The 12,583-nt window shown below is 70.7% G+C and carries 12 protein-coding genes; 8 read left to right on the top strand and 4 right to left on the bottom strand.

The window, feature by feature from the left end; genetic code table 11:
* Positions 1–1,111 precede the first annotated feature (1,111 nt).
* From ABZS42_RS05240 to ABZS42_RS05265, 6 genes are all read left to right on the top strand, one after another.
* The gene (locus ABZS42_RS05240; protein WP_355142692.1) at positions 1,112–1,285 is read left to right on the top strand and encodes a hypothetical protein; all 174 of its coding nucleotides are present in this window, start codon (positions 1,112–1,114) and stop codon (positions 1,283–1,285) included.
* 91 nt (positions 1,286–1,376) lie between these two features.
* A complete protein-coding gene (gene trpS, locus ABZS42_RS05245; protein ID WP_355142693.1) occupies positions 1,377–2,435 on the top strand; it encodes a tryptophan--tRNA ligase in 1,059 nt (352 codons plus the stop codon).
* A 101-nt stretch (positions 2,436–2,536) separates the two neighbouring features.
* Positions 2,537–2,719 carry a hypothetical protein gene (locus ABZS42_RS05250; RefSeq protein WP_355142694.1) on the top strand — a complete coding sequence of 61 codons (183 nt, stop codon included), beginning with the start codon at positions 2,537–2,539 and terminating at the stop codon, positions 2,717–2,719.
* Between the two features lie 324 nt (positions 2,720–3,043).
* Positions 3,044–3,511: a hypothetical protein gene (locus ABZS42_RS05255; RefSeq protein ID WP_355142695.1), complete on the top strand. Its 468-nt coding sequence runs from the start codon at positions 3,044–3,046 to the stop codon at positions 3,509–3,511.
* On the top strand, positions 3,508–3,900 hold the full coding sequence (locus ABZS42_RS05260; RefSeq protein ID WP_355142696.1) for a hypothetical protein: 393 nt from the start codon (positions 3,508–3,510) through the stop codon (positions 3,898–3,900). Before ABZS42_RS05255 ends, ABZS42_RS05260 begins: the two co-directional genes overlap by 4 nt.
* Positions 3,901–4,100: 200 nt before the next feature.
* Positions 4,101–5,132 (top strand): DUF1996 domain-containing protein, encoded by a 1,032-nt coding sequence (locus ABZS42_RS05265; RefSeq protein WP_355142697.1) that lies wholly within the window; start codon positions 4,101–4,103, stop codon positions 5,130–5,132.
* A gap of 105 nt (positions 5,133–5,237) precedes the next feature.
* Here the strand turns inward: ABZS42_RS05265 and ABZS42_RS05270 are convergent, their stop codons facing one another.
* The gene (locus tag ABZS42_RS05270) at positions 5,238–5,690 is read right to left on the bottom strand and encodes a DUF4333 domain-containing protein (protein WP_355142698.1); all 453 of its coding nucleotides are present in this window, start codon (positions 5,688–5,690) and stop codon (positions 5,238–5,240) included.
* 17 nt (positions 5,691–5,707) lie between these two features.
* Positions 5,708–6,409 (bottom strand): hypothetical protein, encoded by a 702-nt coding sequence (locus ABZS42_RS05275; RefSeq protein ID WP_355142699.1) that lies wholly within the window; start codon positions 6,407–6,409, stop codon positions 5,708–5,710.
* A gap of 238 nt (positions 6,410–6,647) precedes the next feature.
* Between ABZS42_RS05275 and ABZS42_RS05280 the strand changes: the two genes are divergently transcribed.
* Both ABZS42_RS05280 and ABZS42_RS05285 read left to right on the top strand, forming a co-directional pair.
* Positions 6,648–6,944, top strand: coding sequence for a WXG100 family type VII secretion target (locus ABZS42_RS05280; protein WP_132350682.1), 297 nt, complete (start codon positions 6,648–6,650; stop codon positions 6,942–6,944).
* A gap of 90 nt (positions 6,945–7,034) precedes the next feature.
* Positions 7,035–11,426 (top strand): FtsK/SpoIIIE domain-containing protein, encoded by a 4,392-nt coding sequence (locus ABZS42_RS05285; protein WP_355142700.1) that lies wholly within the window; start codon positions 7,035–7,037, stop codon positions 11,424–11,426.
* A gap of 125 nt (positions 11,427–11,551) precedes the next feature.
* Here the strand turns inward: ABZS42_RS05285 and ABZS42_RS05290 are convergent, their stop codons facing one another.
* Positions 11,552–12,211 carry a hypothetical protein gene (locus ABZS42_RS05290; RefSeq protein WP_355142701.1) on the bottom strand — a complete coding sequence of 220 codons (660 nt, stop codon included), beginning with the start codon at positions 12,209–12,211 and terminating at the stop codon, positions 11,552–11,554.
* Positions 12,212–12,231: 20 nt separating this feature from the next.
* Positions 12,232–12,534: a hypothetical protein gene (locus tag ABZS42_RS05295; RefSeq protein ID WP_355142702.1), complete on the bottom strand. Its 303-nt coding sequence runs from the start codon at positions 12,532–12,534 to the stop codon at positions 12,232–12,234.
* Between the last annotated feature and the right edge of the window lie 49 nt (positions 12,535–12,583).

Here is a 12,583-nt window from a genome sequence, read left to right on the forward strand (position 1 = left end):
GCCAGCCATAAAGACCAGCCAGTCCGGGGTAATAAATCAATTTGGCACTGGCTTATCAAGCACCCTGTTGAGTTCTCAAAGAACAACCACACACCATCCGACCAACCCCCAAAAAAGGGCCCATCATCCGGGGCATTTCGTCCGGTGTCCCGCCGCTCCCGCGCCGGGCACTTTTACTACGTTACCTCACCGTCTCCGCCGTGTCAAACCGATCTGTGCCGGTCTGTCGTGCTTCGTGCGGGTTGGTCCCGGCGAACACGCGCAGCAGCAAGCCGCTGAGCTTGATCGTCGGATTCGGCAGGCCGGCCGCTGCGGTCTCCCGCTAGCTCGCCCGGTGCCCTACCGGTCGTCAACCTTACCCGGTCGGTTCCGCCTCACCAAATCCGCCTCGCGACGAATCCGGGGCACCGCCCGAACCGATCTCGAAGTGGTCTGCGACCGCTCCGATCCCGGTGCCATCCCGGTGCCGGGCCCCGGGGCTTTCGTCCCGTTTGCCCCGTTCCGCGCTGGCAGAGAGAAAGTTACGTGAACGCGGGGTTGATCGTCAAATCGGGGGGCAGCGGTCCGCGTCACATGATCTTCGTCGGACTATCTCCGCTGCTCAGCAAGGTGCCGTCCGCCGCAGGTCCGGCCAGGACCAGGTAACCAACGGGTGAACGGCGCACCGGAGCAACGCCTGGGCGGCGCCGGCCACCCCACGACCCGCACCCTGCGGGCGGCTCGACGGCAGGTCCCGCGTCAGGAGGTACGCCGACGCGCTGCGAGCCAAGCGCGGATACCGAGTACGCCCACAGCGGTGCCGATGGCCAGCGACCCCGCGATCAGAAGCGCGTGCACCCAGAGAAAGGCGGTTGGCGACCCCTGTGCGGACGTACCGCTGGACCATGCCCTGGGGTCGTCCCAGATCGCCATGGCGAACCTCGGCCAGATCACCCACGTCCAGACACCGACCCCTGTCAGGAAGAGGGACCAGCTACGCGAAAGCACCATGGCACTCCAGTATGCCAGCGGCCTCCCGGCGCACAGGATCTTCGATGGGCCGGTCTCCGCCAACGCAGGTCGTCACGGGCACACCGGATAGTGCCGGATCAATCCGGGGTACGGTGAGCTCATGCCCCGGCCGAGTGTCCGCACGCCGGAGGTCGTCACCCGCACCGACGACCTCCCGCTCGGCGTACCCAGCTGCCCAGCCGAGCGCGGCGACGGCCGCGAGCAGACCCTCGATGTCCTTCGTGCCGGCGGACTGCGGTTCCGCGACGGCGCGCGATGGCGGACGGCGCACTGACCCGATCCCGCTGACCGGTCCGGCGTACCTCGCCGTGACCGGCGCGCCCGCGTATCAACCCGCTCTCCCCAGGCAGGAAAGGCGTACCACCATGTCCGCTCCACGGATGCTCACCGGGGACCGCCCGACCGGGCGGCTGCACCTCGGCCACTACGTCGGCAGCATCGCGAACCGCGTACGGCTGCACCAGCGGTACGACAGCTTCTTCATCGTCGCCGACCTGCACATGCTCACCACGAAGAACACTCGCGAGGACATCCAGCAGGTGGCTGACAACGCCCGCGAGATGGTCACCGACGTCCTCGCCGCAGGCGTCGACCCGGCCCGGGCGACGTTCTACCTCCAGTCCGCGATCCCCGAGGTCGGCGACCTGAACACGCTGCTGCAGAACCTGGTCACCGTGCCCCGGCTGCAGCGGGTGCCGTCACTCAAGGACATGGCCCGCGACTCGGGCAAGGAGGAGATGCCGTACGGGTTGCTCGGCTATCCGGTGCTCCAGGCCGCCGACATCCTCTGTGTGAAGGGGCAGGTCGTACCGGTCGGCAAGGACAACGCCGCCCACGTGGAGGTGACCCGGGAGATCGCTCGGCGGTTCAACGGGCTCTACGGGACCGTGTTCCCGGTCCCGGAGCTGATCCAGGCGGACACGCCCTCCCTCGTCGGGACGGACGGGGCAGCCAAGATGAGCAAGAGCCGGGGCAACACGATCCTGCTCTCCGACGACGCGGCCGCAGTACGGCGCAAGGTGATGGGCATGTACACCGACCCGAATCGGGTACGCGCCGACGTCCCCGGGACGGTCGAGGGAAACCCGGTCTTCGCTTACCACGACGTGTTCAACCCGGACCTGGCGCAGGTGACGGAGCTGAAGGAGCGCTACCGCGCCGGGCGGGTGGGTGACGTCGAGGTCAAGGAGAGGCTGGCCGACGCGTTGAACCACTTCCTCGACCCGATCCGGGAGCGTCGGGCTCGGATCGAGGACGACCGCGGCCTGGTCGACCAGCTGATCTTCGAGGGCACCGAACGGACCCGCCGCGAGGTGCGCCAGACGGTGAGCGAGGTACGCCGGGCGATGGGTCTGACCAGCGCGTACACCCGGATGCGCCGCCGGGCCGAGCGGGCTGGACGGGCCTTGGCCACCAACGGCTGACCCGCGGCCGGTGCCACGCGGGCCGTCCCGGCCGGGCGGGCACCGGCGAGGCCACGCAGGGCATGCCACGCAACGGCGCTGCCGGCCGTCGACCCTGCTCGATGAGCCGGCGGCGCCGCCGTGAATTCACCGCCGTCGGTGACCTCGACGAGGACCGCCGTAACGACCTCGTGGCCCGCGACGCCGACGGAGCGCTCTGGTCGTACGCCGGGCTCGGGAACAGTTCCTTCGCATCACGGGTCAAGGCCGGCTCCGGACGGAACATCTACAAAATCATCATCTGAGACCGATGCTCCGCCCGACCGCCCCTGGACACCAGCACGGCGTCCGGGGGGCGGTCGGCATCTCGACTCGACCGAAACGTCCCACCCATCCTGCGCCTGAGCTGCGGAAATGCGACTCGGTGCGGAGTGGACGAGGGCTTCGGACGGTGATACGACTTGACTATCGGCCCGTCAACGGCGCCGCGTCGTACCCCCACTTGATGCCGCCCGTTCAGTCGGGCCTCCGCCCGGGTCGCGTAGCCGCGAGGGCACCACCAGCCCATTCGTCGTACCGGCCCAGTGCACCCGCCGGATGGACGCGGCAGAGTCGCCCGAGGAGTACTCGTGCCGCACAACCGCATCCGCTCCCGGCGGCAGCCGTTCGAGGTCGCCGTCCTGCTGGCCGCCCCGCCCTGCGGCCTGCTCCTGATCGTGCTGGACGTTCGACCACCCTCGGTCACGCTGGCGATGGACACTCCGATCCAGGTCCTCTGGGAGGCCGGTCTGATCGTCGGAGGGGTGATCGGGCTCTCCGGGATCATCTGGCCCGGTCGGCTCGCGACGGGCCTCGGCATCGAACTGGCAGCGGTGGTGTTGCTGGGCACGATCACCGCCATGTACGCGGCGGCCCTCGCAGCGGTCTCGGGCCGGTCAGGGACCGCCGCGATCTCGTTCATCGTCGCCGTTTCCGTCGGATCCTTCTGGCGCGCCGGTCAGATCGTTCTCGACCTCCGCCTCCTGGCAGCGGCCAGCCGCACGACCGACACCGACCCGGAGATCCGCACCGAACTTGCGAATGGAGAGGCGGCATGAGTAGCGCGCCATCACCGGCCGCCCCGCATTGGCTACAGACCGTGCTCTCCGCGCTCGGCGTGCTGGGCAGCGCCGGAGGACTCGCCGCCATAGCCGCGGTGGTCATCCAGCGGGGCAAGTTCAAGGCCGACGCCGCGGACACCCTCACCGACGCCGCACTCACTCTGGTGCAGCCACTACGGGCGCGGGTGTGCGAGCTCGAACGCGAGGCGCTCGCGTCCCGCGAGGAACTGGCCACGATGCGCAGCAGAGTGCACCAGTTGGAGGCGGCTGTCCGGTCGCTGCGGCGGACGCTCGAGAAGTGGCGGGCGGCGGTGATGGCCCCGGACGCCACGCTTCGTCGGATCCGGGCGACGGTGGCGGAATCATCCGAACCACCCGATCTTTGAACCGGCGTACCCGGCGGCGACCGCCGGCGAGCTGCTGCCGCGGTCCACGTCCGACCGGTCGGGCGTACAGCACAACGCCGAAGCGTAGGGCCAGATCACATCCACGACGGTCGGCAGAACGGCGGGTACCGGCGGTCCTAGTCTCGACAGGGTGTGGCGACCGGAGCGGGTGTATCAGCGTGCCGCATAGCCTTCGGGCCATGGGCGAGACCACGATGGCGCGGCGGCGGACCGCTGCCGTGATGGTGGCGTTGGAGCTGGTGCTCGTCGCGCTCGGCTTCGGCGTGGCGCAGCAGGTCGAAGCCGACGGTGCCACCGAACGGACGCCCGTGGCCAACCTCCTCGGCCCCGACTTCGTCGACATCAGGGCCGTGCCGTCCCGCCCGAGCGCTCCCGCGACCGCGCCCGGGGCGGCCACCGGCACCTACACATGGGACTGCGGCCGCAACGAGAACGGCCACCGCAACACGGCCAACATCGTGACGGCACCGGGCTTCCCGGGTCAGGCGCATCACGTGCACGACTACGTAGGCAACGTCTCCACCGCGGTCGACTCGACCCTGCGCAGCCTCGCGGCCGCGCCGACCACCTGCCACAACGGTGATCGGTCGACCTATTTCTGGCCGGTGCTGCGCACCGTCGAGCCGGCCGGGACCGACCCGAGCGTCACCCCCGGTGGGACCGGCGATGCGACGGGCCACGAGGGCCACGACGGTGAGATCCAGGTGCCGGTCGAGGTGACGCTCACCTACTCCGGGAACCCGCGAGGAAACGTGGTGGCGATGCCGCAGCAGCTCGCCGGAACGGTCGGGGACGCCGTGGCCGTCACCAACGGCGGCGCGCACGCGGCGGCGACGTGGACCTGTTCCAGCATGCCGGGACGGCGTACCACGGCTTATCCCGCCTGCCCACCCGGCGACCGGGTACTACGAATCTACGACTTCCCGAGCTGCTGGGACGGCCGGCGGACGGACAGTCAGAACCACCGCATACACCTGACGTTCCCCACCCGGGAGGGCAACTGCCCCCGCAACACCTTCCCGGTGCCGCGGCTACGGCTGACCCTCTCGTACGATCTGCCGCCGGGAGTCCGGTTCCAGATCGACGCCTTCGACGGGCAGCGCAACAGCCCACTGACCGACCATGCGTTCTTCGTCAACCTGATGCCCGATCCACTGATGACGAAAGTCGTCAGCTGTCTCAACAGCGGGCAGACCTGCCGGGAGAGCTGAGTACCGCCAGGGCGGTGGGCCGCTCCGGGCCCACCTCCCTGCGGCCCGGCCGCCAACATCCCGGCATCCGGGGCAGCTCGATCCGGCGTACCTGCCGGTGTGCCCTCATTGCGGGCGACCGACCTCGAACCGCCCGTCGGACGACTTCACCGTCACGGTGATCGTCTTCGGGACGCCGGCGATCTCGGCCGAGCAGGAGAAGCGGCTGTCCACAGTGACGGACTGGCCCGTTGGGCACGCCACGTTGTTCGCGTCGAGCTGGTAGTCGTCGCGCAGCACGGTCAGCACCCCCTGCTGCAGCGCGGCCGTGTCGAAGACCTTCCGGTTGAGGAAGCCGGGCCAGACCAGGCCGAGCACGGTCACCAGCACGACCAGGACCACGACCGGGCCGGCGACCCCCACCACGAGCTTCGGGGAGACGCGCCGCGGGCGTTCGGCGGGTACGCCCGCGCCCGTCGAGTCCGGCCCCCACTGCGACGGTGGTGCGGGCGCCCAGCGGGGCGCGGGTGGGGATGCTCCGTTGCCGTTGGTTCCGAAGCCCCCGTACGGGTTGGTCATCGTCGTCTCCTCCGGTCTCAGCGGGTGGCGGCCGTGGCGGGCATGCCGATCACCTCTGGCAACGGCTTGGTCCTGCCCCCGGTCGGGGTGACCGCGAACCAGGTGCCACCGACGCCCTGCCCCTTGATCTCGCCCGGCTTGGTGTCCCCGCTGAAGAGGTAGACCGGCCAGCCGGCGATGGTCACCTGGCAGGTTCCGTCGGCGCGCTCGACGTAGCCGACCAGCTTCGGGTTGATCCCGCTCGGGTAGATCTGGCCGGGCGACTTGATCAGAAGCGGAGGCCAGGTCTTCGCGCAGTCGCCGTTGCAGTTGGACTTCGACGGCTTGGCCGTGTCCTTGTCGAACCGGTAGAGGGTCATGCCCTTCCCGTCGGCGGCGTACGTGCCGATGTCGGCCGACGCGGTCCCGTTCAACTGCACGATGTTGCTGCCCCGTCCCTTGTCCGGCGCGGGCGAGAGCGGGCCGTTGGCCGGCCCGCTGTAGATCTGCACCCGACGCTGGGTCTTCGCCACAGTGGGTGTCGGCAGCGGCGTCGGAGCCTCGATCACCTCGGGGTTCCGCTCCGGAGTCGCGACGGCCGAGACGGTCGGGCTCGGCTGGTCGATCGCGGGAGTGGTAGGCGACGCCGCGGTGCCGGCCTCCTTGTCACCACACGCGGCCAGGGCCGCCAGGCTGGTCAGTGCGATCGCGGTGCGCGCGATCCGGCTGCGCAACAACATCTGTGCTCTACCTCGTGTCGGGGAGAACCGTGCCCGTACGCGCGGTCCGGCACCCACACGACGCGATCGGCGAAGTGGTTCACCGGGGTCGCGGAGAGAGGCTCGCGTCACGAAGCCGAGCTTTTCGCTGAACCGTTTCGGTGCGCCGTGCGTGTGGGTGGCGGCAACGGCGGAAGGCGGTCCACGAGAGACCGCCTCATGGAGCCGAAGAGACCCGAAGACACGAGGGAGCGGGACCGTGGCTACCTACCACATCGTCAGCGAGGACATCCAGGAGTCGGCGAGCTGGCTGAAGCAGAACATGCAGACGCTGCTCGACGGGATGACCCAGGCCAAGAGCAAGATCGACACTCTGATCCAGGGCGGCTACAACACCCCGGGTGCGCAGCAGCAGTTCGGCCCGTACTTCGAGGAGTACAAGGGCAGCGTGGACCAGACCCTGCACGGCATGGAGGGCATCAGCCAGTACCTCACGCAGGTCAGCGACGCGTTCTCGGACACCGACACGCAGACGGCGAACAGCCTCAGCCGCTGACGACCGGACGGCGTCGGGGCCGCGTGGTGAGCAGATCACCACGCGGCCCCGACGCTTTGTTCTGACGGACCATCCGACCAGGAGAACCACGTGCGTCTGTTGCTCACCGTTGCGGACCCGTCCACCGCCGTCACCGATTACCAGGTCGACGCCAGCCCCGAGAACACCGTCGGTGAGCTCGCCGAGGCGCTGGCCGCACGTCGCCCGGTGGCCGGTGACACGCCCCCGACCGTCTTCGTCGCCGGAGCGCCGTTGGACCCGCGGCTCACTCTCGCCGAGGCGCCCCTGCGTCAGGGCACCGTGCTCGGCCTGGACCGCCCCGCACCCGAGGCGCCCACGCAACCGCCCGGCCTGCTGGAGGTACGGGTGGTCAGCGGAACCGACGCCGGCAGCGTGCACCAGCTCGACATCGGCGAGCACTCGATCGGCGCCGCGAGCACCAGCCGGGTCCGCCTCAGCGACTCATCCCTCGCCGCCGTGATGGCGTGGATCCGGGTCACCCCGGACGGTGAGTGCCGGCTGCGACCGGCGCAGACCGGACTGCTGCTCGACCGCGTGGAAGTCGACGGCGAGCAGGTGTGGGCCCCCGGCGGGCAGCTCGCCGTGGGTTCCTCCATGCTGGAGCTGCGCCGGCCGGTCCGCGCGGAGGCCGCGCTTCAGATCTCCGAGGACCGCACCGGTCTGGACTACAACCGGCCGCCGCGGCTGCTGCCCGCGGCCCGGGTCACCCAGTTCTCCCTGCCGGGGCCGCCGTCACCACCCGACCGGCGACCGATCGCGTTGATCACCGTGCTGGCTCCGCTGGTGGTGTCCGGGGCCGCCTACCTGGTCACGCGAAATCCGCTGACCCTGCTCTTCGCCGTGCTGTCGCCGATCGCTCTGATCGCCAGCCAGGTCGGTGCCCGCCGGCAGGGAAAGGTCACCTACCGCACCCGGGTCGCCGAGTACGAGGCGAAGAAGACGCGGATCACCACCGAGGCACAGGAGGCTCTGACAGCCGAGCGGCTGGCCCGGCGGGACAACTTCCCCGACCCGGCGGCGGTACGGCTGATCGCGGTGGGACCGCAGCGGCGACTCTGGGAACGGCGCCGCACCGACCCCGACTTCCTGGAGCTGCGGGTCGGCAGCGCCGACCTCCCGTCCGAGGTGGTGCTCCGGGATCCGAGCCAGGACGAGCACCGCCGGGAGATCCGGTGGAGTGCGCTCGACGTGCCGGCGACCGTGCCGGTGCGCCAGCACGGCGTGGTCGGCGTCGCCGGCGGCCCGGTCGCCCGCACCACGGCCCGCTGGATGGTGGCGCAGGCGGCCACCCTGCACAGCCCCGAGGACCTGCAGATCTATCTGCTCTCCGGGGCCGGCGACGAGGAGGGCTGGTCGTGGGCCGGTTGGCTGCCGCACGCGGCACCGCGCGACGGCCAGGACACTCTCGCCACCGTCGGCGCCGACACGCAGACCGTGGCGCGGCGGGTGGCCGAGCTGGTCGCCCTCATCTCGGCCCGTGCCGGCGAACGCGCCGACGGCGGGTTCCGCGACGTCCTCGTGGTGCTGGACGGGGCGCGCCGGCTGCGTTCCCTGCCTGGCGTGACACAGATCCTGCGGGAGGGACCGGCGGTCGGCGTACACGCGATCTGCATCGACGCGGAGGAGAAGCTCCTGCCGGAGGAGTGCCAGGCGGTCGTCGCGGAGCAGCCCGACGGGACGCTGCTGGTGACCCGGACGCTCGCCGCCCCGGTCCCGGGTGTCCACCCGGACCTGATCTCCCGGGACTGGCTGCGTACGGTCGCCCGTGCGCTCGCCCCGCTGCGCGACACCGGCGGATCGGACGACGGCGGGGCCCTGCCGGACGCGAGCCGGCTGCTCGACGTACTGGGCATGGAGCCGCCGGAGGCGGACGCGGTGGCGGCCCGGTGGACCACCGGGGGGCGCACCACCGAGGCCGTCCTCGGCATCTCGCTGGACGGTCCGTTCGCCCTGGACCTCAAGCGGGACGGGCCACACGCCCTGGTGGCCGGCACCACCGGCTCCGGCAAGTCCGAGTTGTTGCAGACGCTGGTCGCCTCGCTTGCCGTCGCCAACCGGCCCGACGCCATGACCTTCGTGCTGGTGGACTACAAGGGCGGTAGCGCGTTCAAGGACTGCGTCCTGCTGCCGCACACCGTCGGCATGGTCACCGACCTCGACACCCATCTGGTGAGCCGGGCGCTGACCTCGCTCACCGCGGAACTGAAGCGACGGGAACACATCCTCGCCGAGGCGGGGGCGAAGGACATCGACGACTACGTCGACCTGCTGCGCCGCGAGCCGACCCGGATCCCGATGCCGCGACTGCTGATCGTGATCGACGAGTTCGCCTCGATGATCCGCGACCTGCCGGACTTCGTGGCCGGTCTGGTCAACATCGCCCAGCGGGGCCGGTCGCTCGGCATCCACCTGGTGCTGGCCACGCAGCGTCCGGGCGGCGTCGTGTCGCCCGAGATCCGGGCGAACACCAACCTGCGGATCGCGCTGCGGGTCACCGACAGCAGCGAGAGCCAGGACGTGCTCAACGCCCCGGACGCGGCCTCGATCTCCAAGTCGACGCCCGGCCGGGCCTTCGTACGTCTCGCGCAGTCGTCGCTGGTGCCGTTCCAGGCCGGACGGGTAGGCGGGTTCCGTCCGGGGGCTCGCACGAGTACCCGGCAGGCGCCGTGGCTGGCGCCGCTCTCCTGGCCCGACCTCGGCAAGTCAGCGCCGACCCGTCCCGGCGGCGGCAACACCGAGCCGTCCGCGGAGCTGACCGACCTCGCCGTGCTGGTGGAGGCGATCCGGGGCGCGAGCGTGCAGCTGGCCATCCCGCCGCAGCACAGTCCGTGGCTTGCGGCGTTGCCGGACACCTTGACCGTGGACGCGCTTCCCGCTGCCCGCGGCAGCGGCTACCACCTGCCTTCGGTGGCGTACGGCCTGGTGGACCTGCCGGCACAGCAGGATCAGGTGCCGCTGGAACTGGACCTGGGGACGCTGGGGCACCTGCACGTGATCGGTTCGTCGCGCAGCGGCCGGTCGCAGACGTTGCGGACGATCGCCGGAACGGTGGCCCGTACGCACTCGGCGGCCGACGTCCACCTCTACGGCGTAGATTGCGGCAACGGTGCCCTGCTCGCCCTCAACGACCTGCCGCACTGCGGTGCGGTGGTGCAGCGTACGGAAGCCGAACGGCTCGGCCGGTTGTTCGTCCGGCTGGTCGCCGAGCTGGGACGGCGGCAGCAGTTGCTCGCCTCCACCGGCTCTGCGAGCCTGGTGGAGTACCGCGCCGGGGTGGCCGAGGCAGATCGCCCGCCCCACATCCTGCTGCTGCTCGACCGGTTCGAGGTCTTCGACAAGACCTTCGCCGACTACGACAACGGCAACATCATGGCGGCTCTCCTCACGCTGCTGCGGGAGGGCGCCGGGGCCGGGATCCACGTGGTGCTGGCCGGTGACCGGAGCATGTTCTCCACCCGGATCTCGTCGACCACCGACGACAAGTTGGTGCTCCGGCTGACCGAGCGCAGCGACTACAGCATGGTCGGCATCAACTATCGGCAGCTGCCCGACGAGATCGAGGCGGGCCGGGCGATCCGGGCGGCCGACAGCGCGGAGGCGCAGATCGCTCTGCTCGCTGAGGACAGCTCCGGTCAGGGGCAGGCGCGGGCGCTCGCCGAAATCGCCGAGGCGGCCCGGCTGCGGGACGCCGATCTCGCCGACACCGCCCGCCCGTTCCGGATCGACGTACTGCCGGACGAGCTGACCCTGGCGGAGGCCTGGACGCTGACGCGGCCGGCCAGCCCGCTCTGGACGATGGTCGGTGTGGGCGGCGACGAGCTCACGGCGATCGGTCCGGACCTGGAGAACATCCCCACCTTCGTCCTGGCCGGGCCGCCGCGTTCAGGCCGGAGCACGACGCTGCTCACGATGGTCGCCGGCCTGCTGGCGAAGGGGACGCCCGTGGTGATCGCGGCACCCCGCCGGTCGCCACTGCGGGAACTGGTCGGCCTGCCCGGGGTGCTCGATCTCGTGACCAGCGAGAACTTCACCTCCGCGGGACTCGCGGCGGCGCTGGACGGGCGGACCGGACCGGCCGTGGTCGTCCTCGACGACGCTGAGCAGCTGCTCAAGTGCGACGCCGGCAGCGACCTCGGCGAGATCGCGCGGACCGGAGCCGAGAAGGGCCTGGGGCTGATCATGGCGGGTTCCATCGACGGACTCTCCGGCGGCTTCGGCGGCTGGCACGTCGACGCCCGGCGCAACCGGCAAGGTGGACTGCTCAGCCCGCAGGGCCTCGGTGACGGGGAACTGATCGGCGTCAAGCTCTCCCGCGGCCAGCTCGGCGGCGGACGCCCGGGCCGCGTGCTCGCCCACTTCGGCGACGGCAAAGTGCACCTGGTGCAGGTGCCCCGGACCGAACCGGCAGCGCTGCGGTCACTGCCGGTGGACGCGGAACCCCCGGTCGGCGAGCCGGCGTAACGGTCACGCGGACGCCGGCAGGTCACGCCTTCGACGGGCGGACCTGCCGGCGTCCGCGTAGGTGGATAAAGGTCGGGGGGACACCGCCCCCGGTGTCCCCCCGACGCGAAGCCGGCAGCTACCCCCTAGCTGCCGGCTTCACCGGAGGAGGCCGCCGGCGGCGTGAGCGCGGGGCCGTCCTCCTCCCAGGTGAAGTTCAACGTCGCGGTGATCGTGGCGAAGAGTTCGAAGAGCTCCTCCGCCTCCGCGAGGTTCGGGCTCGAACCGGTGACCAGCAGGACGTTCGCCGAGCCCGGCAGCGGTACGACGGTGTGCATCACGGCACAGCGGAAGCTCACCCCGTCCTGGGTCACGTTCTGGATGCCGTGCACTCGGCCGACCGTGCCGATCGCGGGAATCTGTGCCGTGCTCACCCGACGCCAGGTTCCGTCGGCTCGGGCCGGCTGCCCGACCGCGGTCAGCGCGCCGAGGATGTCGCCGGTCGCCGGTGGGGTGACCACCGAGACCAGCACCGTCGCGGTGAGCGGACCGTCCTCGTAGACCTGGAAGGTGCCGGCGGCGTGCACCGCTCCCGCGGTGCGGGCCTGCCGCACCGAGCGACGCAGCTGCTCGGCGTACTGGCCCGCCTGCTCGTCGGTGAACCCGCCGTCGTGGGCCCGCGTCCACACCTCGTTCGCCATCCGGTTCTCACTCGCCTCGTCGGCGACCGAGAAGTCGACCCAGTCCTCCGGCGTGCGCAGCAGGAAGCCGGTCGGGGTCGGGGAGATGGCTGTCACGGCGGTCATTGTGCTGGCTCCCTCGCTGGTCAACTCGTCGCCTCGTCCGAGTCCTTCAATGCGTTGACCGTCTGCTCGTCCGTTTCGCGGAACGCGTCAGCCACCGCCTTCGCGGCGTCGCGTACGCCTTCGAGGTCCTTCGCGACGACGTGCCGGCCGTCGCCCCACTTCTTCTCGAACTCGTGGGCGGCCTTCTCCAGCTCTCGCTGCCCGAGCGTGTCGACCACGTGTCCCATGGACTTGATCGGTGCGCTGTCCATCAGATCCTTGGTTCGCTGCAACAGGTCGTGCACCCGCTCCAGCTCCACACCGGGTACGTCGATCACGCTCATTCCGAGGCTCCCGTGCCTCGTCCGCTTCGCCCGCTCATGGCGGCACCTC

The organism is Micromonospora sp. NPDC005367, assembly GCF_040606825.1.
Taxonomy (GTDB): domain Bacteria; phylum Actinomycetota; class Actinomycetes; order Mycobacteriales; family Micromonosporaceae; genus Micromonospora.

What these genes read in the sequence shown, in the direction of transcription:
- ABZS42_RS05270 (WP_355142698.1), bottom strand. Translation starts at nt 5,690, where the DNA reads ATGACCAACCCGTACGGGGGCTTCGGAACCAACGGCAACGGAGCATCC.
- ABZS42_RS05265 (WP_355142697.1), top strand. Translation starts at nt 4,101, where the DNA reads ATGGGCGAGACCACGATGGCGCGGCGGCGGACCGCTGCCGTGATGGTG.
- ABZS42_RS05295 (WP_355142702.1), bottom strand. Translation starts at nt 12,534, where the DNA reads ATGAGCGTGATCGACGTACCCGGTGTGGAGCTGGAGCGGGTGCACGAC.
- ABZS42_RS05260 (WP_355142696.1), top strand. Translation starts at nt 3,508, where the DNA reads ATGAGTAGCGCGCCATCACCGGCCGCCCCGCATTGGCTACAGACCGTG.
- ABZS42_RS05250 (WP_355142694.1), top strand. Translation starts at nt 2,537, where the DNA reads ATGAGCCGGCGGCGCCGCCGTGAATTCACCGCCGTCGGTGACCTCGAC.
- ABZS42_RS05240 (WP_355142692.1), top strand. Translation starts at nt 1,112, where the DNA reads ATGCCCCGGCCGAGTGTCCGCACGCCGGAGGTCGTCACCCGCACCGAC.
- ABZS42_RS05275 (WP_355142699.1), bottom strand. Translation starts at nt 6,409, where the DNA reads ATGTTGTTGCGCAGCCGGATCGCGCGCACCGCGATCGCACTGACCAGC.
- ABZS42_RS05290 (WP_355142701.1), bottom strand. Translation starts at nt 12,211, where the DNA reads ATGACCGCCGTGACAGCCATCTCCCCGACCCCGACCGGCTTCCTGCTG.
- trpS (WP_355142693.1), top strand. Translation starts at nt 1,377, where the DNA reads ATGTCCGCTCCACGGATGCTCACCGGGGACCGCCCGACCGGGCGGCTG.